A 25,965-nucleotide genomic window follows, 5' to 3' on the forward strand; every position below is an offset into this window, starting at 1 on the left:
CGAACTCTGGACCTCCTTCTTTGCTAGCTCTGGCTCTGGCGGGTGTGCAATGCAGTGGGTGATGCGCAGGGCTTTGCGATGGGTGTTGATCAGGTCGATTAGCCGGTCGATTTCGCTCTGAGAATCGGCGCAAGAAAAGTCCCAACCATCATCGTGGACCAAGGGGAGGTGGAACCCGGTGCGCAGGTGCCGGAGGCGGGGGACCACGCGCTCCAACTCGTCAAAGACTGTCCGGGTGATCTCCGCCCGCTCCAGACCTAACAGGTGCGTCAATCCCAACAGCACCGACGGCTCGATGCCGCGAAAACGTTCGATGGTGACACCCACTTGCACCGGTCGGAGCAGTGACCTCATTTCACTCCCATTTGTCGTCTCTTCTGGATCCAAGTCTGTTTGCAATATACGATAAGCCGACGGCAAAATCAAGGTCTTTGCGGCCTCTAAAGGCAAGAAGGCCGGCCTATCGGGCCGGCCTCGGTATTGTCCCGGAGATAGGACTATTTGAAAAAGCCTGGTCCGAATGCGGAGAAAACTCCCACCCCCAGCGCCAGCACAAGGCTCGCGATGCAGCCACAGCACAGTAAAAGGGGCAAGACCATGGCGCCGATTGCCTTACCGGAAGAAATCTGGTGGGCCTGCTTCAAGCCGATGACCTGCACGACGATCATCCAAGGTATGGCGACAATCCCGCCGCAAAAGGGGAGGACACGGAACAGAGAGGCAGCCTCGCTGTACGCAATTACCCGGAATGTGGCCTCGAAGCCCCTCTGGGCCCCTCCTACCAGCATCAGACACAGGTGCATGATCCCGGCCCACAGGAACATTCCCACCAAGACTGCCATGGGTGCGCTCAGTACCACCAAAGGGAGCAGCGCGGTCCGGGAGATCCAGAAAGGAAAAAGTTCCGAGAACTCGGGCATGCCGGGGTAGTGCCGCAGCCACATGGGCCACATCCAGCCTGAAAGGCCCACGAGGGTCTCCGCCACGCTGCTGACGCTCCCTACTAACAGCCCGAACAGGAGCGGTTTGCCGATTCCCCCCACCACAGGCATGCGCGTAAAAAAGTCGCTGGGGCTGAACAAGACGCCGACGATGGTATCCCAGAGGCCCTTCCAAAACCCGACGCGCGGCATCTCTTCCCATGGGCACCCGCCCGTTGATGTCCGTGCCTCCGGTTGGCGGGCAGGCTGCGCCGGGGCCTCGCGCGGCGGGATATAACCGCCACAATGGACGCAGTAGCCCCCAGTTTCGGGGATGTCCGGCATTCTACCGCAATTGGGGCACTTGCGACGCATGGTGTCCTCCTGTCAATTCCTGAGCGCCCACGTGCACTTCCTGGCCACTATGGCCTGGCGCCAGGTGCCGTGTGGTGGTACGGAGCTTCGCCGGCAAAGTTGCAATCCACGTTTCTACAGCTGACAGTGGTCAACAACGCCACTGGCGATCAAGTAGAGCCAGTTGGCCGCTACTGCCATCAGCACACCGAGACGAAGGAGCCACTTCTCCGTCGAAGTGAGCTTCAGCACGAGCTTTTCCTTTCTCACGGTCAGATAGAGGTCCAACGCCCCCCACAGCAAAAGTCCGACGTAGAGAAAGAAGAAGAGCGGGTTTATCAAGAAGGATCGTACCAGCTGTCCCTGCGCCAGGAATACGGCGGAGCGGGTGGCACCGCAGCTGGGACAGGGCAGGCCGGTGAGCGCGTGAAAGGCACACGGTGGTGCAAGCCGAAGGAGCGGCACAAGCAGGCGACTTGCAGCTAGACCCGCAAGAGCTAAGCCGCCGTATACGACACCCCAGCGGGGTTTTCTCACGAAGTTTCTCTCAAAGCTGACCCGCACTTGTTCGCTCCAGACCCTGGTCTATCAGCTCCGTGTTCGACCCTCAAAATTTACGCCCTCTGTCGCTGAAAGTCAAGCTCTTTTCGCGCGGAAGTCACTGGTGCCGAGTCGTAAAGTTTCCGTGAACAGTGCAGGTCTTTCCATGGCTCACTTTGCCTTATCATACGCACCATCCACGCCACGAGGAGGTGCAGCGGGCCGAACTGTTGTTGCCCCCCGGACGGGAAGGTTCGCTTCCCTCCATATGCCAGCTTCCTACACTGCCAAGCACGGACTGAGGAGAATCAGCCCAGGAGAAACGAGTCACGCAGAAAGTCGAGGCCGGACTGTTTATCCGCGACTTGCCGGACGAATTGAGCGCCCCCTTAGCTGCGAGACAAATCGATAGAGAGAGGCAAATGCGGAGAAGAGATGGGGGGAAACTTTTTCTCCTATGGCAAAGTCCAAAAGGTGGTTGCGCGCACCGATGACACAGAACAGAGGCGACTGCCTCGTGGAGGCCCTGTACCAGAAAAGGGCGTGAAGAAGGGACAAGCGACGGGAGGGAATAACCGTGAGCAGGCGTGTGTGGTTAAGCCTTGCGCTGGTTGGACTATTGTGTGCGCAGGCAGGCGCCGCTACAACGGCCCTAGTCACCAAGACCAAGGAATCCAGGCGTGCGTGGATGGGGGTCTATGTGCGCAAGCTGGATCAAGAGCAGCGTGAGGAGCTTGGCATCAAGGAGCGACGGGGGGTGGTGATCGAGCGCGTGGCGCCAGATAGCCCAGCGGAAAAGGCCGGTCTTGAAGAGGACGACGTTATCCTCAAGGTGGATGGGAAGGAGGTGAAAGGCCCGGATGAGCTGGTTGCCGCGGTGAAAGCCAAGAAGCCCGGGGACAAGATCAAGGTGGAGTACGTACGCGAGGGCAGACGACATGAAGCTGAGGTAGTGCTCGCGCGAGCCCCGCGCGTCACCGAACGGGTGGTGATACGGCCTTTTCCGAGGCTGGAAGGGCGGGTCTGGGGAGAGGAGGCCTGGCTTGGCGTACAACTCCAGGAGCTGAACGCTTCGCTGGCCGAGTATTTCGGCGTCAAGGAAGACGAAGGGGTCCTCGTCACGGAAGTTAAAGAGAGAAGCCCGGCGGACAAAGCAGGCCTGCGCCCCGGAGACGTCATCACCCACCTCGATGAGGAGCAGGTGAGCGACGTTGAAGACATTGCGGAGGTGCTCTCTGACAAAGAACCAGGCGACTCGGTGGTAGTGGCGTACGTGCGTAAGGGGGTGCGTAGCCAAACTACCGTCAAGCTCGGGAGGAAGGCGCGCGTGCGGGTCTTCGAGCGAGGCGGCCCGGGCCTCTGGTGGTGGGAAGGTGAGCCCAGGCGGGAGTTGTTCTTCCACTTCCCCGAGGGGCCGGCCCTGCGCTTCGAGTTCGACCCGGACGACTTGGGCACCTGGCGGGAGCGCGTGCGCCTCTGGTCAGAGAAAGCGTTGGAGGATCTGCAACGTGGCCTGGAAGAGCTACGCGTAAAGGCCAAGGAGCGACAACAACACCTCATTTAGTCTACGAGGCCAGCCATTCAGGCACTGCATCGCCAGATGCAGTGCCTTTTTGTTTGGAGCCCCGCAGTTTGGGTTGACATTTAGCGGGAATTTCACTATCTTTGCCACGACTATTGGCTATGAGACAGATGAGGAATCCGGATGATCAGTCTTGCTCCTGCGCGCGTGCGCCAGCTTTTTGACTCTTTTGCGGGCCTCCGCATCGTGGTATTGGGTGATGTAATGCTCGATCGGTACATCTGGGGCTCGGTGGAACGCATCTCGCCGGAGGCGCCAGTGCCGGTCGTGGTTGTGGAGGAGGAGTCGGCCCGCCTCGGGGGAGCGGCCAACGTCGCTCACAATCTGGCCTCACTGGGTGCAACTCCGATTCCGGTGGGCGTGGTCGGGGAAGACCAACACGCCAGCGCCCTGCGGCAATTGATGGAAGAACTCGGTTTCGCCACCGACGGTGTGCTGAGCGTGTCTGGGCGCGGCACAACGGTCAAGACGCGCGTCATCGCCCATAACCAGCACGTGGTGCGCATCGACCGTGAGACCCGGGCCCCCATCGCTAAGGAGGTTTGTGACCGGCTCCTGGCTTTCTTGGCCGACACACTTCCGCATGCGGACGGGATTATCATCGAAGATTACAACAAGGGACTCATCACCTCCCCGCTTATTGCCGGCACGCTGGCCTTGGCACGTGCCCACCAGGTGCCGGTCATGGTTGACCCAAAATTCGACCACTTTTTCGAGTACCAGGGCGTGTGCACAGTGAAACCGAATCGGCGGGAGACCGAAGAGGTTTTGGGCACGCGCCTTTCGGGGGAAGGAGAGGTACATCGCGCCGGGACAGCGCTTCTGGAGCGGCTTGGGTGCGAAAACGTTTTGCTCACGCTTGGCGCCGATGGCATGTACCTCTTCGAGCGAAGCGGGAGAGTAGCTCACGTGCCCACCAGGGCGCGCAAGGTACACGATGTGTCCGGAGCGGGGGACACCGTGATCAGTGTCTTCACCGCTGCTTATGCAGCAGGGGCTTCGGCCGCAGAGGCAGCCACCATCGCCAACTATGCCGCCGGGCTGGTGTGCGAAGAAGTGGGCGTAGTGCCTGTGGACAGAGAACAACTGATGCGCATATTGCTCGACGAACAAGGATAGGCCAGCGGCCGCACATTGCACAAGGAAACGGCGTGATCACACGGATCGAAATTGGGCTCAAGGCTGACTTCCTGGACACCGGAGCTGCGGCGATTACTTCCGGGCTGCGCGACCTGGGGATGACCGCTGTGGCATGCCAACGCGCGCTCCAGGTGTTCTATCTCAAAGGTGAGCTCTCCGCATCGGAGAAAGAACGCATTGCGCAGGAACTGTTGGCGGATGGGGTGACCCAGGTATATGCCATCGATGGAAAGGTGCTGCCGCCCGCCTCGGCCGAGGACTGGGACGTGGAAATCACCTACAACCCTGGCGTGATGGATCCGGTGGAAGAGAGCACCATGAAGGCCATCCGCGACATGGGGATAACCTCGGTCCTGGCCGTCAAGACAGCACGCGTTTTTCGCCTGCGTGGACCGCTTGCGGAGGCGCAAAAGCATTTCATCGTGGAGAAGCTCCTGGCTAATAAAGTGGTTGAACACGTGCTTCTCCCAGGGGAACAAGTCTTCCATGACCCCATCCAATACCGATTCCGCCTCGTCGAAATCGACCTACTTTCTGCTGACGACGCGCGCCTGCGGAAAATCAGTAAGGAGCGCAGCCTCTTTCTCAACCTCGAGGAGATGCGCGCCATTCAAGCCTACTACCGCACACTGGGAAGGAACCCTACTGACCTGGAGCTGGAGACACTGGCCCAGACCTGGTCGGAACATTGCAGCCATAAGACCCTGCGAGGCCGCATCAACTACCAGGGGCGGGTCATCGACAATTTGCTCAAGGAAACGGTCATGCGGGCCACGCGGGAGCTCGCATTGCCCTGGTGCGTTTCGGTCTTTGTGGACAACTCGGGGGTCATCGAGTTCGATGACGAGTACGACGTCTGCTTCAAGGTGGAGACTCACAATCACCCCTCAGCCGTGGAACCATATGGCGGGGCCAACACAGGGATCGGCGGGGTAATTCGCGATCCATTGGGCACCGGTCTTGGTGCCAAACCCATTGCCAACACCGACGTGTTCTGCTTCGGCCCACCGGACCTTCCCCTGGAACGCCTGCCTCGAGGGGTGCTGCATCCCAAGCGTATCATGAAGGGCGTGGTGGCAGGCGTGCGGGATTATGGCAACCGCATGGGCATCCCTACCATTAACGGAGCCGTTCTGTTTGACGAGCGGTATATCGGCAATCCGCTGGTCTACTGCGGCACTATCGGCGTGCTGCCCAAGGGGATGCACCGCAAGAAGAGTGTGCCAGGGGACTATATCGTGGTAGTCGGGGGGCGCACCGGACGCGACGGCATCCACGGCGCTACCTGTTCATCCGGCGAGTTAACCGTGGAGTCGGAGGTGGAATGGGGCGGCGCGGTGCAAATTGGCAATGCCATCACCGAAAAGAAGCTCGTCGACACTCTGCTGCAAGCGCGGGATCGCGGCTTGTACCGGGCCATCACTGACTGCGGGGCTGGAGGGCTGTCGTCTGCCGTGGGGGAGCTGGCGCGCGAGACGGGCGCGGTGGTAGACCTGGAGCACGTGCCCCTCAAGTACCAGGGCCTCACTTACACCGAGATCTGGATTTCTGAGGCCCAGGAGCGGATGGTCATTTTCGTCCCGCCGGAGAAGCTGGCGGAAGCCCTGGCCCTCTTTGCCAGCGAGGATGTGGATGCCACGGTCATTGGCCGCCTCACGAACGATCGCCAGCTCGTGGTCAGGTACCAGGGGCATGAGGTCGGGAAGTTGGACCTGGAATTCTTGCATGAGGGACTGCCACGGCCGGTGCGCGACGCCAGCTGGGAGCCACCAACATGGGAGGAGCCAAACTTCTCCGACCCGGAGGACCTGACGCCGTACCTGCATCAGATTCTCGGCGCCTGGAATGTCTGTAGCAAAGAGTGGGTGGTGCGGCAGTACGACCACGAGGTACAGGGGGGGAGCGCCCTCAAGCCATTGGTGGGCCTGAACAACGACGGGCCAGGCGACGCGAGCATCGTGCGACCGCGCCTCGACTCCTACCGCGCCTTGGTGGTGGCCAACGGGATCAACCCAAAATACGGGCTCATCGACCCTTACTGGATGGCAGCGGCCGCCATCGACGAGGCACTGCGCAACGTGGTGGCAGTTGGCGGCAGCCTGGAACGCACAGCGCTCCTGGACAATTTCTGCTGGGGCAATCCGGACAAACCAGACCGCTTGGGTGGACTGGTTCGCGCGGCCCAGGCATGTTATGAGGTGGCCAAGACGTTTGGCACCCCCTTCATTTCCGGTAAGGATAGCCTGAACAACGAGTACACCACTGAGCAGGGCGAGACGATCGCCATCCCGCCGACCCTGCTCATTTCCGCCATCAGTGTCATGCCCGACTGCCGCAAAGCGGTGTCCATGGACCTGAAAGAGCCAGGAAATCTCATCTACCTCGTGGGCATGACCAGAGAGGAACTGGGAGGGAGCCACTACTTTGCCGTCCGAGGATATGTCGGCAATGGTGTGCCCAAGGTTGATGCGCTTCAGGCCAAGAAGCTCTATGAGGCACTGGCTAAAGCCATTGCGGCAGGATTGGTGCGTGCCTGCCACGACTGCTCAGAGGGTGGCCTGGGGGTCGCTATAGCCGAAATGGCTTTTGCCGGCGGGCGAGGAGCAACCATCGACTTGAGCCGGGTGCCGCACGATTTGACGGTGGTGCGCAACGACACTCTGCTCTTCGCGGAGTCGTGCAGCCGTCTCCTAGTGGAAGTTCCGCAAAAAGCGGCGGAAGAATTTGGGCGTTTGTTGGCGGGGCTGCCGTATGCTGTGATCGGACAGGTGCAGGAGCAGCCGCGACTGGAGGTCAGAGGAGTACAAGGACGCGTGGTCGTGGAGGCGGCCGTCGCCGACCTGAAGGAGAGCTGGCAGGCGCCGTTGCGATGGTAGGGCAATTGTCGCTGCCACGGGGGGTGGCATGGGTTAGGAATCGGAATGGAAAAGGTGAAAAAAGTCCGAGTGCTGGTGCTTCGTGCCGCCGGTTCTAACTGTGACCAGGAGACGGCTTACGCCTTCCGCGCTGTAGGGGCACAGGCGGACCTCGTGCACGTCAATCGCGTGGTGAATGGCAACGTTCGTCTCCAAGACTACCACATACTGGCCATCCCTGGGGGTTTTACCTATGGCGACGATGTCTCGGCGGGCAAAGTTCTGGCCAACGAGCTCAAATACAAGCTCGGCGCCGCGCTGGTGGAGTTCCACCGGCAAGGCAAACTGATCATCGGCATCTGCAACGGCTTTCAGGTGCTTGTCAAAGCTGGGCTGTTGCCGGACGTAGACCTGGAGGCCCCGCAGCGGGTGACCCTTACTCACAACGACTCCGGCAAGTTCGAGGACCGGTGGGTATACCTGCACGTGAATCGCAGCGCCTGCGTGTTCACTGCAGGCGGGCCGGAGCACATCTATCTGCCGGTGGCACATGCCGAGGGGAAGTTCGTGACCTCGTCCCAGGAAGTGCTGGAAGGCCTTTTCCGCCATGGACAGGTGGCCGTTCAGTACGTGCATCCCGAGCGAAGGCCCTGCACCTATCCGTGGAATCCCAACGGCTCTGTAGCCGATATAGCGGGAATCTGTGACCCCTCCGGGCGAGTTTTTGGCCTGATGCCTCATCCAGAACGGCATTTCGACCCTACCCACCACCCGCGATGGACCCGCGAGGGATTGCGCCCCGAAGGGGACGGGGTCTTCATTTTCAGAAATGCCGTCAATTACGTGGTAAGCACCCTGCTGTAAGTTGCAAGAAACAGTTCGCCGAAGCAAGGAGGGTGGCATCATGTACTCGTCCGACCGAAGCTCTGCAAAGCGGCGCAGGCTTCTCCCCTGCGGTGTTGGCCTGCTTCTGGTGCTCGTCCTGCTTTCCTGCGGGAGAGAGCAGCAGTTCCGCTTTGTGTTCATGACCGACATCCACGTGCAGCCTGAAATGCGCGGTGCAGAGGGTTTCCGTGCGGCCATTGAGGCGGTCAACTCCCTGCGGCCACGTCCGGCGTTCGTCATCACAGGCGGGGACCTGGTCATGGACGCATTGGAACAGAACTTTGCTCGCGCCGATTCGCTCTACACGCTCTATCTTTCTCTCATCAAAGAATTCCAGATGCCCGTGTACCACTGCATCGGCAACCATGAGGTGTTTGGTCTGTACGTGCGCAGTGGCGTGGATCCAAGCCACCCCGAGTTTGGCAAGGAGATGTTCAAGAAACGGATTGGGGAGGGCAGGACATACCGGTCATTTGATTACGGCGGCTGGCACTTTGTGCTTTTGGACGCTGTGGGTTTTACCCCTGAGCGCACCTACATTGGGCACGTGGATTCGGCGCAACTGGCCTGGCTGGCGAGCGATTTGGCACAAGTGGCGAAGGACACACCAATTGTGCTGGCATTGCACATTCCGCTTTTTTCGGTGTCGGAGCAGTTTGCGCGGGGCCCGCAGGCAGCTTTGGACCGCGCAGGTGCAGTGACGAATGCCTTGGAAGTTCTGAAGGTCTGCTCCGGCCACCATGTGCCTTTAGTCCTTCAGGGCCACATGCATGACGTGGAAGAGATCGTGGTGAGGGGCACGCACTTCATCACTGCTGGAGCCGTGTCCGGGGCGTGGTGGAATGGCCCGTACCGAGGTTTTGGCGAAGGCTTTGCCGTGGTCGATGTAAAAGGGACACAATTCACTTGGCAGTATCGCGAATACGGGTGGGAGGCGGCCGCAAAATGAAGAGCCGCGCCTATGGAGCCTCGAACAGATGCCGGAGGGTACAACAATGCGCGCGTACAATTTTCTCCTGGTGGTCTGTCTTTGCGCGGTAGGTGGACTGACTCCAGCCTGGAGCCAGGACACGACGGCTACGGCAGAATTGCCCACTGTCTACTCCGACCTGGCGGCTGTCTACTATTACGGCGGCGGCGTCACACGTATTCACACCTGGATCAACACGGGGGGAACAGGCTTCAGGTACTCAGGTTCGAACGGCTGGTTCAGTACCAACAAGGGTGGATACGAGGCCGACCGCCTGGTGAAGGTCGCCTGCGGCGACTTTGACGGCAACGGACTGGATGACCTTGCTGGTTTCTACTACTACGGGAACGGGAAGACCGTTATTCACGTGTGGCTTAACCACGGGCAAAACCGCTTTGAGTACAAGGGCTCCGCGGGGTGGTGGCGGGAAGAAGCAGGGTATGATGCTACCAAGCTGGTGGGCGTGGCTGCCGGGGACTATAACGGCGACGGCTTTGACGACCTCTGTGGTTTCTACAACTACGGGGCGGGCAAGGTGCACATTCACGTCTGGCTGAGCAATGGGGTATCGGCCTTCAAGTACCAGGGGTCAGATGGATGGTGGAAAGTGAACACGGGATACGAGGCGGAAGGCATTAAGCACATTCTCGGGGGAGAGTTTGCTCGCTGAAAGGAAACTGATGATGTTGCGTGAAGCTCAATGGTCGGGGCACGCGGCGATTTGTGCCATTCTCGTCGTTGCACTCCCGGGTGTGCTCCCCGCCCAATCGGCTGAGGAGTATGAGGCGCGTCGTGAGGCGTTACGCGCGCTCTTGTCTCCACGCGGTGTGGCGGTGTTCAAGGCTGCAGAAGCGCCCGGTGAGACGTACGGAGCGTCTCCCCGACAAGAGAGCAATCTCTTCTACCTTACCGGTATCACCCAGCCTCGCGCTATCTTGCTCCTGAGCAAACGTGGGTTGCCGGTCCCCGGGAAAGGGGGGGTGGCTAGAGAGTTTATTTTCCTGGACGTGGCTTCTAGCAGAAGTGGCAGTGAAGCTCTTACTGGAGAGGTTGCCGCCAAAGAGGACCTTCTGGAGGTAGCACGCCCTTTGGAGGACTTTCCGGGGGTGTTTGCCGCAGCCCTCACTCGCGCGGACACCTTATACTTCAAGGCACCGAAACTTCGTCTGGACGAGCCGTTGACCAGGGAATTGGAACTCATCGAGGCGGCTCGCATGCGCCAGTATCCAGTGGTGGTCGCCGACCCGACCAGGTTGTTGGGCCGCCTGCGGGTGGTGAAGAGCCAAGCGGAGGTGGAGCTCATCCGCCGAGCGGCGGAACTGACTTGTGCTGCTCACGTGGAAGCAATGAGGTCCGTAGAACCGGGAATGCTGGAGTACGAGGTTGCGGCTCTGGCGGAGTACATATTCCGACGCGGTGGCGCGGAGGGATCGAGTTTTGCCCCCATCATCGGCTCCGGGCCCAACTCGTGCCGACTCCACTATGGCGAAAACAAGCGCCAGATGGAGTCCGGTGACGTGGTCGTGGTGGACATTGGTGCCTCGTTCCGGCACTACTGTGCCGATGTCACACGCACCTTGCCGGTGAGCGGAAGGTTCTCGGAGCGGCAACGGGCCGTCTATGAGGTGGTGCTGAAGGCACAAGAAGAGGCCATCGCCATCATCAGACCCGGCGTCAAGTTTAAGGACATTCATGACAAGGCGGCGCAGGTAATTGGCGAGGGGTTGGTGAAGCTGGGGCTCATCAGCCAGCCCAAGGACTATGGCCGGTACTTCATGCACGGCACCAGTCACCATCTTGGTTTGGATGTGCACGACGTTGGCGAGGAGGGGGTGCTCCAGCCGGGGATGGTGCTGACGGTGGAGCCGGGGATCTACATCCCAGAGGAGAACCTGGGCGTTCGCATCGAGGACGACGTGCTGGTGACGGCACAGGGGCATGAGGTGCTGTCAATTGGGGCGCCGAAGAGTGTGGAGGCGGTGGAAGCACTGATGCTGGAGACCGGCATCGGCAATGTGGGCAGGCAGAGCGCAAGGGTGCCAAATCAGTGAGGAAGAGGGGAACGGGCTGCCTGGTCCGGGTCCTCACTTCGGGTCTCCGTGTCTTAGCCTTGGAGAGCAGGACCCGGACGTTCTTGGGCGCAAAGTTAGCGGGAGCGCAGGGGACACCCCTTGTGCGGCGGCGTTGATGCTCGCGGATGGGAGTGTTGAGGCCCCTTGGACTGGAAGCAGGGATCAGCCCGGAGCAGGCGCTGTGATCGCTTCATCCAGGGAGTCAAAAGTCGGGATGACCTGGATGAGCTTGGTGATGGTCATGTAGTAACGGAGTCTCTCACTCGGGCAGGCGAAGCGCAATTCCGTCCCCTGGTTGCGCAAAGACAGAAAGGACCTGATGAGGGCGCCGATGGCGGTGCTGGTTGCCCAGCGCACGCGACTCAGGTCGAGGACGATTCTCTTGTAGCCGGCCCGTTCCAGTTCCTCCACCTCCTTGCAGAGGTGGGCAGTCTCTGGCCCCCCCATGAGCTTCCCCTCGGCGGTTACTAGTGCCACGTTCTGATCCAATTTCTTCACCATCTCCTCATTCCCAAAGCTGAACAACGACTTCTTCCCTGGTCCTGCACGACTCACCCCTTAGACTTGCTAGCCGGCGAAAAGGTTGCAGGACCACAAGGAAGACGTTGGAAGACCGCAGAGTGTTACTTGGTCGTGGGTTCGGAGAGGCCTCCTCACGGGAGCCCCCATGCAGAGCTACCGTCAACCCAGGTACAGAAACTTCTTGTTTTTCGCCGCAGAACTTCGTAATCTTGTTTACAAAAGTTGAGAGATTGTGGAGCCATTAGGCAGTGCGAGCGATTCGCGGCATCAATGGCTTGCACGCGGAGGAGACGATGCTGAGGGAGTCTAAGGGTTTCCGGTCCTTTTTGAGAAGCCTTTGCGTTCGGCTGCAGCCTGCGGTGACGGTTCTCCTGGTGGGGGTAATGGGTGTCAGGCCTCTTTGGGCTGCAGAGAAGCGATACGAGATCATCGGTGTGTGGGTGGATGCTCGCCTCAATAGCGACGGCTCGATGGACGTGGTAGAGCAGCGGCAATACCGTTTCGTGGGCAGGTTTTCTTGGGCCAGCTACGAGTTGCCTCTGGCCGGCATTGGGGGCGTGGAGAACATTCGGGTAAGTGAAGGCGATGTGGAGTACAGGCTTACGGACTCCCGGGAGCCGGGTACTTATTCGGTGGAGCGGAGTGCCGAGCGTCTGCGGGTGCGCTGGTACTACCGCGCCGACAACGAAGTGCGCACCTTTACCCTGCGTTTCCGGCTCCTTGATCTGGTCCGGCGCCACGCGGATGCCGCCGTCTTGTACTACAAGTTCGTGGGCACCGGCTGGGATAGGCCGTCTCAGTCGGTCACGGTACGCATCGTGCCGCCCTGCTCTTTGGCCCGAGAGCAGGTGCAGGCCTGGGCGCACGGCCCTTTATGGGGGAACGTGAGCATTCGAGACGATGGCAGCGTGCTGGCGGATGTGGCCCGCTTACCCAAGAGAACCTTTTGGGAGGTGCGCGCCCTCTATCCGCCATCTTGCTTCCCTGAGGTAGCCTTGCAGCCGGACTCGGTGCGTGCTACGATCCTGAGGGAAGAGGCGCAGTGGGCGGATGAGGCCAATGCCGCGCGGCAAAAGGAATTGGCCCGCCAAGAGAACAAGAGGGCCCGCAAAGCCCATGGGAAATGGTTGGTGGCCCTCCTTAGCCTGGGTGGTTTGCTGGGTTGGTGGAACATATACCGGGTTTACGGCCGTCGCCATCGCGTGCCGAGCGCAGTTCGGATGACTGGCACGCCGCCGAGCAACTTGCCTCCTGCGCTGGTGAGCTACCTTGTGTTTGACCGCACGGTTGGTGCGGCTTCTCTGGTGGCAACCCTCCTTGATCTGGCCCGCCGCGGGCTGCTCAGGATCCACGAGGAAGAGTCTGTGCCTGGCGAGCACCAGAGGCGAGCCAAGAAGCCGGAGTACGTCTTGGAGTTGGATCGCGAGCGGGCGCGCCGCGACACCGACGCGGGCCGTCTGTTGTCCTTCGAGCGCTCGCTTCTCGCCCTTCTTTTTGGCCCTCTTTCCAACGGCGAGACCCGTCTGCGTGTCGAAGACCTGAAGAGGCACAGAGGGGCAATGGTTTCGTTCTTCTCGCAGTGGCGCAAGGAGGTCACCGAAGAGGCCAAGGCGCGGAACTTTTACGAGCAGGAGAGCCTGCGGGCGATGAATCGTTCCTTGCTTCTTTCGGGCCTTCTCCTTTTGCTCACGGTTGTGGCGGGAGTGCTCGTGGAAGAGTGGGCACTGTTGCTGGGGGCCTCCACGTTGGTTGTGTTTGTCCTGTCCTTCGCCATACCCAGGCGCACGCCGGAGGCAGAGGCTGAGGCGCAGCAGTGGAAGGCACTGGCCCGCTATCTTAAGCGATATTCGCCCCGTGCGGCGCATGAGACGGAGCAGTTGTCGCCCCTGGATGAGCTCCTCGTCTACGCCACAGCCTTGGGTGTCGGTTCCAAGGCGGTGCGGGCGCTGCTGGAGCAGGTGCCCGAGGAGGAGATGGCACGCTTTGTCTGGTATGTGCCTGCGGCCTCCTCTCGCTCCGCAGCCGGACTGGGCGAGGCCCTGGCGTCGATGGTCTCGACTGTGTCCAGTACGATGAGCTCGAGTACAGGTGCGGGTGGTGGCGCCAGCGGTGGCGGTGGGGGAGGAGCGGGCGGTTCTGGAGGAGGAGCGGGCTAGTGCCAGCGGGCTGGCGACAGGGTGCGCCTTGTTGATGCGCGCGATCGTTCGTGTTCTACCACTTGCGGCCATCGTCTTTGTGGCAGGCGCCTTGGCTCCTCAGCCTCCTTACGGCTGTCGCCACCGGCGCCAGCCAGGCGCCGCTGACACTCCAGCACACGGGAGCAAAAGCGGGAAAGGGCCCACCCCCTACTCAGGGGGACGCGAAGCACGATCTCACACCCAGGAACGGCGAAAACAGCGCGAAACCCGCTCTTTGTCAGGAAGGTGACCAAAGAAAGTGGAAAGAGACAGGCGGTGACCTCCACGTAGAACGGGTCCAAACAGTGCGGGTCAAATAGCTGCACGCACAACAGCAGAGCCAACAGAGCGGAGATCAGCGCCCATAGAAGAGCGATCCTGCGACGCAGCTCAATAAGCGTCACCATTGCAATTGGCACCCACCTCGTGCAGCTCCAGCAGTCAGGCGCGAATGACTCCGCAAGGTGGTGTGAAGTCAAAATGACCCATTTGTCCCAGGTTCTGATGGCGCTGATCACTCCGATGTGCGGAGTTGGTTGTGGAGTCCTCACCCTAAACCTCCACAAATCCGAGCCTCCTTGCCACAAAGCCGGCACAGGCTCACTAGCCAACTACAAGCGCGCATTGCAGGCCTGGTAGCGGCCTGGGGACACCCTATCTCGCCGATGTTGTACGGTGGAGGATCACTCAGTCAAGAGGCTGCGCCCCCGGAGATGAGTGCGAGGCAAAACGGCCCACCCCCTGACATCAAGAAGATAATATCCAAAGGGCAAAAAGTCAAGCACTTTTTGCACCAGTGTTGATCGGAGGGACCTGCCCCCTCAATGTCGGTGCCCACCTTGTGCTCCTGCGGGCCGCCTGACGAGGTCCGCGCAACGTCCCGTGCCGCGGCCGGGCGGTCGTCGATACCCGCGCACTCGGCTCTGATTGCCACAAAGTCCTTGACCCTTGTCCCAAGATTTGTTACATTTTTCATGCCTCGCATAGACAAGTTCTCCGTCGGTGCGGGTGAGAGGCAGTGGCTCGACTCAGGGAGCACGACAGAGGTCTTGGCCTACCAGAAGATTATCACGCACGAGGATTTTGATGGCCTTGCCTGCGCGGTCCTCTGCTCGCAGGCATTGCGCGTGAACCACATTGAGTTCACCGGCCCCCGCACTGTCAGCGAAGCACGCATCACCATCACCGCTGCCGACGTGGTCTGCGACTTGCCCTATCCCTTGGAATGTGGCCTCTGGTTCGATCACCACGAAGCCAACATCGAAGAGCTGCGCCTCCGCGGCATTGACCCTGCGAGCGTGCAAGGGCGCTTCGCACCGCAGGATTCCTGTGCCCACGTGGTGTACGAGTACTTCGCCGAGCAGGGGGTGGCCATGCCCGCTCACTTTGCCGAGCTGGTGGCAGAGGCAGATGTAATCGATGCCTTCAGCTACGACTCCATAGAAGAGTGGCGGCGAGAGACGCCTGCGAAGGTTTTGGACGGTACCATAAAACTCTTGCAACAAAAACCAGAGCCGGGCAAGTGGCCGTACCTTCGCGGCCTGGTACAGCAGCTCAAGGAATACCCACTGGAGCGCGTAGCCAACCAGCCCGAGGTCCAGGAACGTTTTCGTGCTTATCGACGGCTTGAAGAAGAAATGCTGGAGCAGATCCGCGCTGATGCGTGTTTCCTTCCCGAGGACACCGGTCGGGAAGTGGTGATCTTGGATCTCACGCGTCACAATCGAAGGCCGCAGGTCATAAGGCAACTCGCCTACCTGCTGTTTCCCCAGGCTAAAGGCGTCATCGAGGTCCGTAACCTCTTCCGGGATGGTTTGAAGACCACAGACCTAAGTTTTTCCTTCTCGTTAGGCATCAAAATGGCCAAAGTCCCGCACAACAAGGATGTGGGCGAGCTCATGCGCCAGCTCAACATCGGCAGCGGGCACAAGGGGGCTGCCGCCGGCACGATATTCTGTGGCAGCAAAGACGAGATGCTGAGGGCAAAAGAAGAGACTCTTCGCCAACTGGTCACACTTTTCTTGCAGCAGTAGGCAACAGCCAATTACGATCATGGGACAGACAATAATCGAGAAGATCATTTCAGCCCACAGCGACCATCCGGTGCGGGCGGGCGAGACCGTGTGGATGGACATCGATCTACGCAGCGCGCGCGATTTTGGCGGTGCCAACGTGGTCAAGAACCTGCTTGAGCACTATGAGGGCAGCTACGTGGCCGACCCGGCGCGCACTGTGTTCACCTTCGATTGCAATGTGCCGGCCAACACCGCCGGCTATGCCGATAACCAGCAGATCTGCAGACTGTTTGCCAGGGAGCACGGCCTTCGAGTCTACGACGTCAACCAGGGCATCGGTTCGCATGTGGCCATCGAGCAGGGGTTGGTGGTGCCCGGGGAGGTGATGGTGGGCACCGACAGCCACCTGAACATCATGGGAGCCATCGGCGCATTCGGGCAGGGCATGGGGGATCAGGACATCGCCTTCGCCTTCAAGACCGGACGCACCTGGTTCGAGGTGCCAGAGACTATCCGCGTGAATGTGCATGGGCGCTACGCCTTCCCGACAACCGCCAAGGACTTGACGCTCTTTGTGGTCGGTACTTTGGGGAGCAAAGGTGCGCTGGGGAAAGCAGTGGAATTTTACGGCCCAGCGATCGAGGAGCTCTCGCTTGCTGGGCGCATCACTTTGGCGAGCATGGCCACCGAGATGGGCGCCATTGCCGCGTTCATGGTCCCCAGCCAGCGCATTTTGGACTATTGTCGGATGAGGTCCGGACGCGCCGTGACGGCAGTCACCGCCGACCCGGACGCACACTATTGCCAGGTCATCGAGCTGGACGTGGACAACTTGCAGCCGCAGGTTGCCCGCCCTAATAGCCCGGCGGACGTGGTGCCGGTACGAGAAGCAGGGCACGTGCGCATTGACTCGGTGTTCATCGGTTCGTGCACGAACGGCAGGTACGAAGACTATGTGGTGGTGGCAAGTATCCTGCGCGGCCGGCGCGTGGCCGAAGGGGTAATGCTCAAGATTGTTCCCGCTACCGCCGAGGTCTACGACCGGCTTCTTGACGAGGGACTGTTGAAGATCTTCCGCCAGGCCGGCGCAGTAGTGAGTCACCCAGGGTGCGGGGGATGCGCGTCCGGGCAGATTGGCATGGTGGGCGAGCATGAGGTCCAGGTGAGCACTTCCAACCGCAACTTCCGCGGTAAGCAGGGCAAAGGTGACACCTACCTTGCCAGTCCGGCCACCGCTGCGGCCAGTGCGCTGCGAGGGTTCCTCACCTGCCCCACCCAGGTGGAACATGACCTCTTGCCCTTTGTGCCGGATGAGGAGTTCGTCCCGGAAAGCCGACCAGTCCCGCTCCCCCCGCGCACAAGTGCGATACCCGTCCCGGCAACGCTCTCTGTTCGGTACGAGCCCCCTGCCGCAGAGGAAAACTACATCATCGTGGGAAAGGTATTCAAGATCGTGGACGACGAAGGGCGGCTCATCGACGACATCGACACCGACATGATATTTCACAATCGTTACTTGCACATCAAAGATGTAGCCCAGATGGGCCGCTATGCGTTTGACAATCTTCCCGGCTATACCGATTTCAGCAGCAGGGTGACGCCACACGACATCGTTGTGGTGGGGAAGAACTTTGGCTGCGGCTCATCGCGTCAGCAGGCGGTGGACTGTTTCCGCAGTCTGGGCATCAGGCTCATTATCAGCGAGTCGACCGGCGCCATCTACAAGCGCAATGCCATCAACTCCGGGCTTGGCCTGCTTGAGTGTCCAGGCCTTGGCGAGGCAGTTATCAATCACGGGGACGAAATAGAAGTGGACGTGAAGACAGGGCGGATTGTGAATCGCACCGCTGGCGTGAACATTCAGGCCCTCCCCTTTTCACCGGTGCAACTGGAGATTTTCCGCGCTGGTGGGCTGTTCGCGTATGGCAACAGACTGATGGGTCAATGAGCAGAAGCTGGACTTGGCTGGAAAGGAGCACCCAGGAGGAAGCGATGAAGGAAGACGGAGCCATCGTCCCTGCGCGTCGCACGGAGAAGATCACCTATGCGGTTCGGGACATTGTCGTCCTGGCCGAGCGGGTCGCGAAGCAGGGCAAGAAGATGTTGTACCTCAATATTGGCGACCCCAACGCCTTTGACTTTCAGACGCCCCGGCACATTATTGAAGCTACCTACCAGGCTATGCTCCGCAACATGAACGGCTACTCCCCGTCTTCAGGGATTGAGGAGGCACGGGAGGCCATCCGGGGTGCGGCGCGCGCCAAGGGCATCACGAACATTCTGGATGTGTTCATCACGACAGGCGCGAGCGAAGCGATCGACGTGTGCCTCACTGCACTTGCCAACGAAGGCGAAAACGTGCTCATTCCTTCGCCCGGTTACCCGCTCTATAGCGCGATTCTCCACAAGCTGGGGGTAGAGCCCAACGAGTACTACCTGGACGAGGCCAGTGGATGGCAGCCCGACGTGGAGGATATTGCCAGAAAGATAGACCGGAGGACGAGGGGTATTGTCCTGATCAATCCCAATAATCCGACAGGTGCTCTGTACCGGCAGGAGGTGTTGGAAAGGATAGTCGAGCTGGCGCTGGAACACCGGTTGGTGATTTTTGCCGACGAGATCTATGACAAGCTGATTTTCGACGGTCTACGCCACGTCTCCATCGCCGCATTGAACCCAGAGGTGCCGGTGGTGACGTTCAACGGCCTGTCCAAGGCTTATCTGGTGCCGGGCTTCAGGATCGGATGGGGCGTGGTGAGCGGCAAACCCGAGCGCGTGCGCGACTATGTGGAGGCCATCAACAAGCTGTTGCGCGCCAGGCTGTGCGCCAATCATCCGGAACAGTGGGCAATCAAGGTGGCCTTGGAGGGCGACCAGAGTCACCTCCACGATGTTATGGAGCGGCTCACTGTCCGCCGCGATCTTACCGTGCGCATGCTCAATGCCATCCCAGGGATTTCGTGCGCCAAGCCAGAAGGGGCATTCTACGCGTTTCCCAGTCTGGAGGTGCCAGGGACGGATGAAGAGTTTGTGCGAGCGCTCATTCAAGAAACGGGAGTAGTGGTCGTGCCTGGCAGCGGGTTTGGGCAGAAACCCGGCTCTAAACACTTTCGCGTGGTCTTCCTGCCTCCAGAAGAGGTACTGGAGAATTCCTATCGGCGCATCGGCGAGTTCATGGCACGGTACAAGGGGGCCTAAGAGCGTTTTCCTCCGGTGGAGGCATGCGCCTCCTTTGGGGTCAACTGGGATAGGTGACGGGTCACGGCCGGGAAGGTCGGGCGGCCTCGGGTGAGGAAGAGGAGGTCGAGAGTGAGAGACAGCGCGATGCCGGGGAGGTTGCTGACATGAGATCGGCACCATGGAGCGAGAGCGTGCGGGCTCGCTTGCAACAGGTACAAGACGAGCTGGCCCGCAAGCACAATGTGGCCATCGCCACCCGTGACCGCGCCGGCAACCCGTTGACTACGCCCAGCAAGTCTTTGGAACAGAGCGCCTCTCTTTCCGCCACTGCCCTGCAAGGTCTTTACCACTGCCTTTCCCCCAACTGGGTCCTCCGTCATGAAGAGGTGCTCGAGGGACAGCGCCTGGTGGCCACCCTCTTTTCAGGCGGGGTGACGCTCGCCGCTTTGCCCCTATTCGACAACTCCCAGGTTGCCGCCGTGGTAAGGGTGGCCCAGACGTTTGGTGACGTACGCCGCCAGCTTGAGCTCCTCAACGAGCAGGTGGTCACCAGCGGGGGGCTGGTGCCAGGTGAGCAGTTTTTGGATCCTGTGGACTTGGACCCCGGACCACAGTTTGTTGCCATGCTGGAGGAGATCGAGGCGGCGGTGGCCGCAGCGTTAGGGATCAGCGTGGCCTGCCGCCCGGTCACTGCCACCGCGCCCCTGGAGGTGCCGGGACACGTGGTTGACCTTCTGCCCGTGGGGGTCTTCGTCGCCACCATTGACTGGCAAGTGACCGCCGCTAACCAGGCGCTCCTCCGCATGCTGGGCTACGCTGAGGCAGCGGAGCTTGTAGGGCGCAACCTGATGGGCGAGGTGCTCGATCTCGACTTCCTCCCGTTGGTAGAGGAGATTCAGGGCAAGGGTCAAATCGTGGCACGACCGGCCAAGGTGCGGCGCGCCGACGGGGAGGTCCTTCCGGTGCTGCTCACCGTGGCCATGACGGAGGCGAAGGGGTCTCACCAGGCGGGATACTGGGGCCTCATCCAGCATGCGCTCCCAGCAGAGACGGGTCCTTTGGAGAACCTCATCGCGACCTGGCCCTTCCCTGCTTTGTTGGTCGACCGGGCGCACAGGGTCGTTAGCTGCAATAAGGCTGCACTGGAGGCCTTTGGGTTCCAAAGAGACGAGCTGGTAGGTGCCTCTGTCAACCTGGTGGTGGATAACGCAGAATCGCTGCTTGAGGCCCAGACGTCCTACCCAGGGGCAGTGTCGGCCATAGGCGAGGTGGCGCTGGTGTCCAAGGCAGGGCACCGCTCCCCAGCGCGATGTCTACCCGTGCGAGGGCCGGAGATGGTGGCGCTCCTGACGCTCCCTGCACCGGCGCCGCATGAGGCAGGGGGGAGGACCTCCTGGGTAGAGAATCTGCCCTTGGGGGCGGTGCTGTGCACCCAGCAGGGGACGATCCTCACGGCAAGTCCGGCCGCGACAGCGCTGACCGGCTACCGCCCAGAGGAGCTTCGCGACATGCATGTGGCCGAGCTTGTGTCGGCTCGGGAGCGCCCCGGTTTTGAAGCACGGTTGGCCGAGGCGGTTGATCGTGGACCGGTTGATTTTTCTGTGTCCTTGCGCCGGAAGGACGGCGCGGAGGTGGCGGCCAGCGTGCGGGCGTTTGCGGTGGGTGAAGCGGGGGAATCCAGACAGACGGTGCTGATTTTGCAGGCGGTTCCCCAGGCGCGGGGACCGGAGGAGGAGCAGCGCTATCGACAACTGGTGGAATCGTCTCGGGACCTTTACTGGGCCATCGAGATCCCGGATCCGGACCATTTCGAGCTTGCCGTGCCGGTGAGTTTGAGCCGGGGCTTTGCCGACATCCCGGATCTGGCTACTCTGAACGCCGAAGGCGGCCTTCTGCGCGCAAAAATCACCCACACTCCTGAAAGCTGGGAGACATTTAAACGCTCCTGCCTGGCCGTATATCGCACACAGCGCGTCATGTCCGGGGTCCGCACAGTTCATGTGGACCGGGATGGCAAGGTTGTCCAAACCTTCCTCATGGAGATCTTTCCTCTGTACCGTGAGGGTCGACTTGTGGGAGTGCACGGTCTGGCCCGCGACACCACCGAGGAGTACCTGCTGCAGCAGGAAGCACGACGCTCCGAGGAACGGTACCGTCTGCTCGTGGAACACGCCGCCGTAGGCGTCTGTCTAGTGCGAAAGGGTGGCGAGGTTGTGCAGATCAATCGCCGCGGCCTGGACATCCTGGGGGCCTCCACGATTGAGGAACTGAACCGTCAGGGCGTGGCAAGCCGGGTGGAGCCCGAGGTGAGGGAAGCTTTGGCAAGGGAGCTGGGAAGAGGCCCGGTGCAGGCGCGCGAAATCACCGCCACCCGCCTGGATGGGCGCAAGGTAGAACTGCTCCTCCAGGCGCGAGTCATCACAAGTCCCGAGCATGGGGAGTGCGTGGAGGCTTGGTTTGTGGACGTGACCCGGCGCCGGCGGGCAGAGCGGCGCCTGCGGGAGTCCGAGGAGCGCTTCAGGTCGTTCGCGGAAAACATCGCCGAGGGCGTCATAATCGCCAACCAGGCGGGCCAGATCTCCTATGCGAACCGCCGTGTGGCAGAACTTTTCGGCTATACACGCAAAGAGCTGTCGGGCACACCCCTGCTTAATCTCTTTCATCCCACCGAACGTGAGTCCATCCGCCGCCTCCTGGGCGAGATTCTCCAAGGCCAGGCCGCGAGAGTGCAAACGGAGTGCGACGCGCAGACAAAGAAAGGTTCCTCCTTACGGGTGGAAGCCAGCTTGACCCCGCGTCGCAAAGCGGGCGGGGTCGTCGGTGCTTTTGTTGTCCTGCGTGATGTCACCCAGCAGCGTTCGCTGGAGGAACAGCTGCAACAGGCGCAAAAGATGGAGAGCGTGGGCATCCTTGCCGGCGGAATTGCCCACGACTTTAACAACATTCTGACAGAAATTCTCGGCTACGCTTCTCTGCTGGAAGCGGAAGAGGAGTTGCCGCCGCATCTGCGGGGGATGGTGCAGCAGATCATAGAGCTTTCCTCTGTTGCAGGCTCCCTGACCCAGCAGCTGATCGCCTTTAGCAGCAACACGAAGCCGCAAAGGCGACCGATGCAGCTTAATGAGGTGGTCCGGCAGACTGCGCGATTCCTGGCGCATAGCTTACCTGAGACGATCAAGGTGAAGACGCATCTGGCGCATGATTTGCGCGTTGTGTCAGGTGATCCGGTGCAGCTCCAACAGGTGCTTATCAACCTGTGCGTGAACGCGCGCGACGCGATGCCGGAAGGGGGGAGGATTCTCATTAAGACTGACAACTTGACTCTGAGCGAGGAGCAGCGCCGTCAATTCAAGAACCAGAACCTGCGTGAAGTGGTGCGGCTGCGGGTGTCCGACACGGGCGTGGGCATGGATGCCGAAACCCTGAAGCACATCTTCGAGCCCTTCTTTACGACCAAGCCAAAAGGGAAGGGGTCTGGATTGGGGCTCTCGATCGTCTATGTCATAGTCGCCCGGCATGAGGGGGAGATCCAGGTCACCAGCGCGCCAGGCCAAGGAGCGACATTTGACATCTACCTCCCAGCTTTGAGCGAGCAGTTGGAGCCGGCGCCCGAAAGAAGGCGTGAGCCGCTCAAGGGCGGAAACGAAGGCATTTTGCTGGTGGACGACCAACCCGAGATACTGGAGTTGGGCCGCAAGATGCTGAGCAAACATGGTTACCGCGTACTGACCAGTACGGGCGGCAGAGATGCTCTGGAGCTGTTCCAAGAACGCGCGGGGGAGATTGACCTGGTGATACTGGACCTCAACATGCCAGACGGGTCCGGGGAAGAGTGCGCACGCCAAATCCGCACCATCAAGCCAGAGGTGGCCATCCTGTTGACCAGCGGCTACCTCCCGGGGCCATTGGGACGGCGAGAACTTAAGGAAGTTGGTGACGGCGTTTTGCAGAAGCCGTTCGATTTGCAGCAACTGCTGACCCAGGTTCGGGCTGCGTTAGACAGCAAGACCCAACAGTGACCGTGGGGAGGATGGCCACCATGGAATCCCGCGACCAATGGGCAAGTGAATCGGGCATGAGCAATTTGCGTGGAGGCAGACCTGATGTTCGACATTGAGCGATCGCTCGACGAGCAGATACTTGCATTACAGAGGATCAAACCTACTGCCATCTTTGCTGATGGACTTGATGCGAGGGTCATCCTTGCCGCCTCACGTCTTGTTCGTTTTGCGAAAATCGTGATTCCCGCCTCGGAGGAGGAAATCGCCGCGTTTGCGCGCCGCGAGTGCCCGCAGCTCGATGAGACTCGCATCGAGTATCTTTTGAGCCACGTCAAGGCGGTGGACCTGAGGCGTGAGGAGAAACTTGTCGACGAGTTCGCCCGGGAATACATGCGTGTGGCTGAAGAGGGATGGTCGGGAACCCTCGATGAGGCGCGGGCACTCTTGAGGCAGCCCCCCATGTTCGCCATCATGGCCGTCAAGTTAGGTTACGCGGACATGGCGTTCGGCGGTTTGCGCTATGGACCACGGGAGTTCTTCCGACCCTTTATGCGCATCGTGGGGCACCATGGTACAGCCTTCGAGGCAGGCATATTTGTCCTGCCTGAGGGTCACATGGAGCAGTTCTTCGAGCAGAACATCGTGGTTTTTGGGGATGTGGCGGTAAACGCACGCATGAGCCCCGCGCGCTTGGCGGATATCGCGGTGGGCACTTGCAAGATTGCGCGCGACCTGATCCCCCAGGAGGTGTTGCCGTACATCAACGGGTGCATCGTGTCATATTCCACCAAGGGCCTGGACGAGGGGCCATCGGTTGACATGGTCCGCAGAGCGGCGGAGCTAGTGCCACCGAGGCTGGCAGCCCTGGTGCGCCGCGATCCCCTCTATTCCACTATTCGCATAGACGCCGAGGTTCAGATTAGCTGCGCCATATCGCGCGAAGCGGCGGTGGTCAAGCTGGGCGAGCGCTATCGCCCAGACTCACCCCTGGGTAGGGTTAACGTTATCATTGCGCCCAACCTGGATTTGGGCAACTTTCTCTACAACATGTACGCGACGCGTTACCCGTCGGCGAAAAAGTTCCCCATCTCTGGCGGGCTCGAAAACAAGGTGGTTGACTTTTCCAAAGAATCGACCGAAAGCGACGTGGTCTTGGGCGCCAAGGCCAACATTCTGATGCTGCTCAAGTCCGGCAAATGGCAGGCCACGCCGCGCGACAGCTTTTTCCCCCGTTACCGCATTCTCGCCATCAACCCCGGTTCCACTTCGACCAAGGTGGCCTACTTTGAGGGAGAGATCCAGCGCTATGCGGCTGAGATCAAGCACACGCAGGAGGAGTTGGCCCCGTTTGAGGAGATTACCGACCAGTATGAATTTCGCAAGCAGGTTATCCTGTCGGAGCTCAAAGCCAACCGCATCGATATCAGCGGCCTCCAGGCGGTGGTGGGACGTGGTGGCCTCATCTGGCCGGTACCCAGTGGTACATTCGTGGTCAACGAGCGCATGAAGCAAGACCTTCGGGCCTGCGTGCAGGGGAGCCATGCCTCAAATCTGGGGGGCCTTATCGCCGCCGAAATCGCCGAGGAGTTGGGTATTCCCGCCTACATTGTAGACCCCGTGGTTGTGGACGAGGTGAGCGAAATCTACAAAATCACCGGACTGAAGGAGCTGCCACGCAAGATCATTTCGCACGCACTGAGCCAGATTGCGACTGCCAAGCGCTACGCAGAAGAGACCGGGCGCTTCTACCGGGAGATCAACGTGATCGTGGCCCATCTGGGCGGGGGGATTAGCATCGGCGCTCACTACAAAGGGCGATACGCCGAGGTCAACAACGCATTGGACGGCGAAGGGCCTTTCACGCCAGAGCGGAGTGGCTCGCTGCCGGTGGGTCAGCTCATTCAGCTTTGCTATTCGGGCAAGTACACGCTCAAGGAGATGAAGCTGAAGAACAAGGGGCGTGGTGGGCTGGTGGACCTGCTGGGCACCTCAGACTTCCGCGAAGTGGAGCGTCGCGTTTTGGCCGGGGATCCGGCTTACGTGGCAGTGTTCGAGGCCATGGCCTACCAGGTGGCGCGATGGATTACCTCGCTGCTGCCGGCATTTGAAGGGGAGCCGGTGGACCAGGTGCTTTTGACCGGTGGTCTGGCGCGGTGCCAACCCTTTGTAGAGCGCATCAAGCAGAGGATCGCCGCGCTCAACGTGGGCGTCACCGTGTACCCGGGGGAGAATGAGATGTTGGCGCTGCGTGATGGCGCCCTGCGCGTGCTGATGGGTAAAGAAAAGGCCAAAATCTACACGGGCAAGCCATCCAGCACCAAGGAAGAGAACGAAGTGAAGGCTCTCCCAGGGTAAACCCACAGGGCGAAGCACGGGTGAACCGTTTCTGGTACGAGCTCGCAGGAATGCGCACCAAAAGAACTGCCGAGTTGGTCCTCGGTGTGGCCTTGTTCCTGAGTTGCTCGGTCACCCCTGCCCTGGCACAAGTTGCTGGCGTACAGGGAGGAGTTGGTGTACCGCTGGGAACTTTTGCCGCGCCGCCCCATGAGGAGCCGGTCGCGGAAGGGGCCCAGACCGGATTCTGGGTGCAGGCACTGTATCTCTACCCGGTGGGCTCTCTCTATCTTCGCTCGGCAGCTACGTTTGCGTCCTTCGGCGAAAAAGAAAAGGCATTTACTTCGGTGGGAACCATCGCGGGATTCCGCCATGACCTACTCTCCTTCGTGGCAGGCATAGAAGCGGACCCGTTCAG

At 60.5% G+C, this 25,965-nt stretch carries 19 protein-coding genes and 1 pseudogene; 15 read left to right on the top strand and 5 right to left on the bottom strand.

All coding sequences use genetic code 11. The annotated features are described in order from the left end of the window. The 3 genes from ONB25_08415 to ONB25_08425 all read right to left on the bottom strand — a co-directional run. On the bottom strand, nt 1-354 hold a 354-nt coding region (locus tag ONB25_08415; protein MDZ7392901.1), incomplete at its 3' end, for a hypothetical protein. A gap of 143 nt (nt 355-497) precedes the next feature. After that, the gene (locus tag ONB25_08420) at nt 498-1,295 is read right to left on the bottom strand and encodes a YIP1 family protein (GenBank protein ID MDZ7392902.1); all 798 of its coding nucleotides are present in this window, start codon (nt 1,293-1,295) and stop codon (nt 498-500) included. 114 nt (nt 1,296-1,409) lie between these two features. Beyond that, the gene (locus ONB25_08425; protein MDZ7392903.1) at nt 1,410-1,811 is read right to left on the bottom strand and encodes a DUF2752 domain-containing protein; all 402 of its coding nucleotides are present in this window, start codon (nt 1,809-1,811) and stop codon (nt 1,410-1,412) included. A gap of 580 nt (nt 1,812-2,391) precedes the next feature. Between ONB25_08425 and ONB25_08430 the strand changes: the two genes are divergently transcribed. From ONB25_08430 to ONB25_08460, 7 genes are all read left to right on the top strand, one after another. Beyond that, the gene (locus ONB25_08430) at nt 2,392-3,378 is read left to right on the top strand and encodes a PDZ domain-containing protein (GenBank protein ID MDZ7392904.1); all 987 of its coding nucleotides are present in this window, start codon (nt 2,392-2,394) and stop codon (nt 3,376-3,378) included. A gap of 141 nt (nt 3,379-3,519) precedes the next feature. Continuing rightward, entirely contained in the window at nt 3,520-4,515 is a 996-nt protein-coding gene (rfaE1, locus tag ONB25_08435; protein MDZ7392905.1) for a D-glycero-beta-D-manno-heptose-7-phosphate kinase, read from the top strand. Between the two features lie 32 nt (nt 4,516-4,547). After that, on the top strand, nt 4,548-7,412 hold the full coding sequence (purL, locus tag ONB25_08440; GenBank protein ID MDZ7392906.1) for a phosphoribosylformylglycinamidine synthase subunit PurL: 2,865 nt from the start codon (nt 4,548-4,550) through the stop codon (nt 7,410-7,412). A gap of 54 nt (nt 7,413-7,466) precedes the next feature. Next, nucleotides 7,467-8,255, top strand: a complete 789-nt coding sequence (gene purQ / locus ONB25_08445; protein MDZ7392907.1) for a phosphoribosylformylglycinamidine synthase I — start codon at nt 7,467-7,469, stop codon at nt 8,253-8,255. Nucleotides 8,256-8,295: 40 nt separating this feature from the next. Beyond that, on the top strand, nt 8,296-9,225 hold the full coding sequence (locus ONB25_08450) for a metallophosphoesterase (GenBank protein ID MDZ7392908.1): 930 nt from the start codon (nt 8,296-8,298) through the stop codon (nt 9,223-9,225). Nucleotides 9,226-9,271: 46 nt separating this feature from the next. Next, a complete protein-coding gene (locus tag ONB25_08455) occupies nt 9,272-9,916 on the top strand; it encodes a VCBS repeat-containing protein (protein MDZ7392909.1) in 645 nt (214 codons plus the stop codon). Nucleotides 9,917-9,926: 10 nt separating this feature from the next. Further along, the gene (locus ONB25_08460) at nt 9,927-11,297 is read left to right on the top strand and encodes an aminopeptidase P family protein (GenBank protein ID MDZ7392910.1); all 1,371 of its coding nucleotides are present in this window, start codon (nt 9,927-9,929) and stop codon (nt 11,295-11,297) included. Between the two features lie 183 nt (nt 11,298-11,480). On the opposite strand, the gene ONB25_08465 is transcribed toward ONB25_08460, so the two are convergent. Beyond that, nucleotides 11,481-11,819: an STAS domain-containing protein gene (locus tag ONB25_08465; protein ID MDZ7392911.1), complete on the bottom strand. Its 339-nt coding sequence runs from the start codon at nt 11,817-11,819 to the stop codon at nt 11,481-11,483. Between the two features lie 404 nt (nt 11,820-12,223). Here ONB25_08465 and ONB25_08470 point away from each other — a divergent pair, with 404 nt between their 5' ends. Then, complete coding sequence (locus ONB25_08470) at nt 12,224-13,996, top strand: DUF2207 domain-containing protein (protein ID MDZ7392912.1); 1,773 nt, start codon at nt 12,224-12,226, stop codon at nt 13,994-13,996. On the opposite strand, the gene ONB25_08475 is transcribed toward ONB25_08470, so the two are convergent. Beyond that, nucleotides 13,993-14,424, bottom strand: a complete 432-nt coding sequence (locus tag ONB25_08475; GenBank protein ID MDZ7392913.1) for a hypothetical protein — start codon at nt 14,422-14,424, stop codon at nt 13,993-13,995. The two genes, ONB25_08470 and ONB25_08475, sit on opposite strands and share 4 nt — an antisense overlap. Before the next feature lie 642 nt (nt 14,425-15,066). Here ONB25_08475 and ONB25_08480 point away from each other — a divergent pair. From ONB25_08480 to ONB25_08510, 7 genes and pseudogenes are all read left to right on the top strand, one after another. After that, entirely contained in the window at nt 15,067-16,050 is a 984-nt protein-coding gene (locus ONB25_08480; protein MDZ7392914.1) for a hypothetical protein, read from the top strand. A 19-nt stretch (nt 16,051-16,069) separates the two neighbouring features. Then, nucleotides 16,070-17,980, top strand: a complete 1,911-nt coding sequence (locus tag ONB25_08485; GenBank protein MDZ7392915.1) for an aconitase/3-isopropylmalate dehydratase large subunit family protein — start codon at nt 16,070-16,072, stop codon at nt 17,978-17,980. Nucleotides 17,981-18,024: 44 nt separating this feature from the next. Continuing rightward, nucleotides 18,025-19,230: an aminotransferase class I/II-fold pyridoxal phosphate-dependent enzyme gene (locus ONB25_08490; GenBank protein ID MDZ7392916.1), complete on the top strand. Its 1,206-nt coding sequence runs from the start codon at nt 18,025-18,027 to the stop codon at nt 19,228-19,230. A 146-nt stretch (nt 19,231-19,376) separates the two neighbouring features. Next, nucleotides 19,377-23,231: a PAS domain S-box protein gene (locus tag ONB25_08495; protein MDZ7392917.1), complete on the top strand. Its 3,855-nt coding sequence runs from the start codon at nt 19,377-19,379 to the stop codon at nt 23,229-23,231. 84 nt (nt 23,232-23,315) lie between these two features. Continuing rightward, nucleotides 23,316-24,353: pseudogene (locus tag ONB25_08500) on the top strand (phosphate acyltransferase). 36 nt (nt 24,354-24,389) lie between these two features. Beyond that, entirely contained in the window at nt 24,390-25,568 is a 1,179-nt protein-coding gene (buk, locus tag ONB25_08505) for a butyrate kinase (GenBank protein MDZ7392918.1), read from the top strand. A 50-nt stretch (nt 25,569-25,618) separates the two neighbouring features. Next, a partial coding sequence (locus ONB25_08510) for a hypothetical protein (protein ID MDZ7392919.1) occupies nt 25,619-25,965 on the top strand: 347 nt, incomplete at its 3' end.

Source organism: candidate division KSB1 bacterium (assembly GCA_034506335.1).
Taxonomy (GTDB): Bacteria; Zhuqueibacterota; Zhuqueibacteria; order JANLFK01; family Oleimicrobiaceae; genus Oleimicrobium.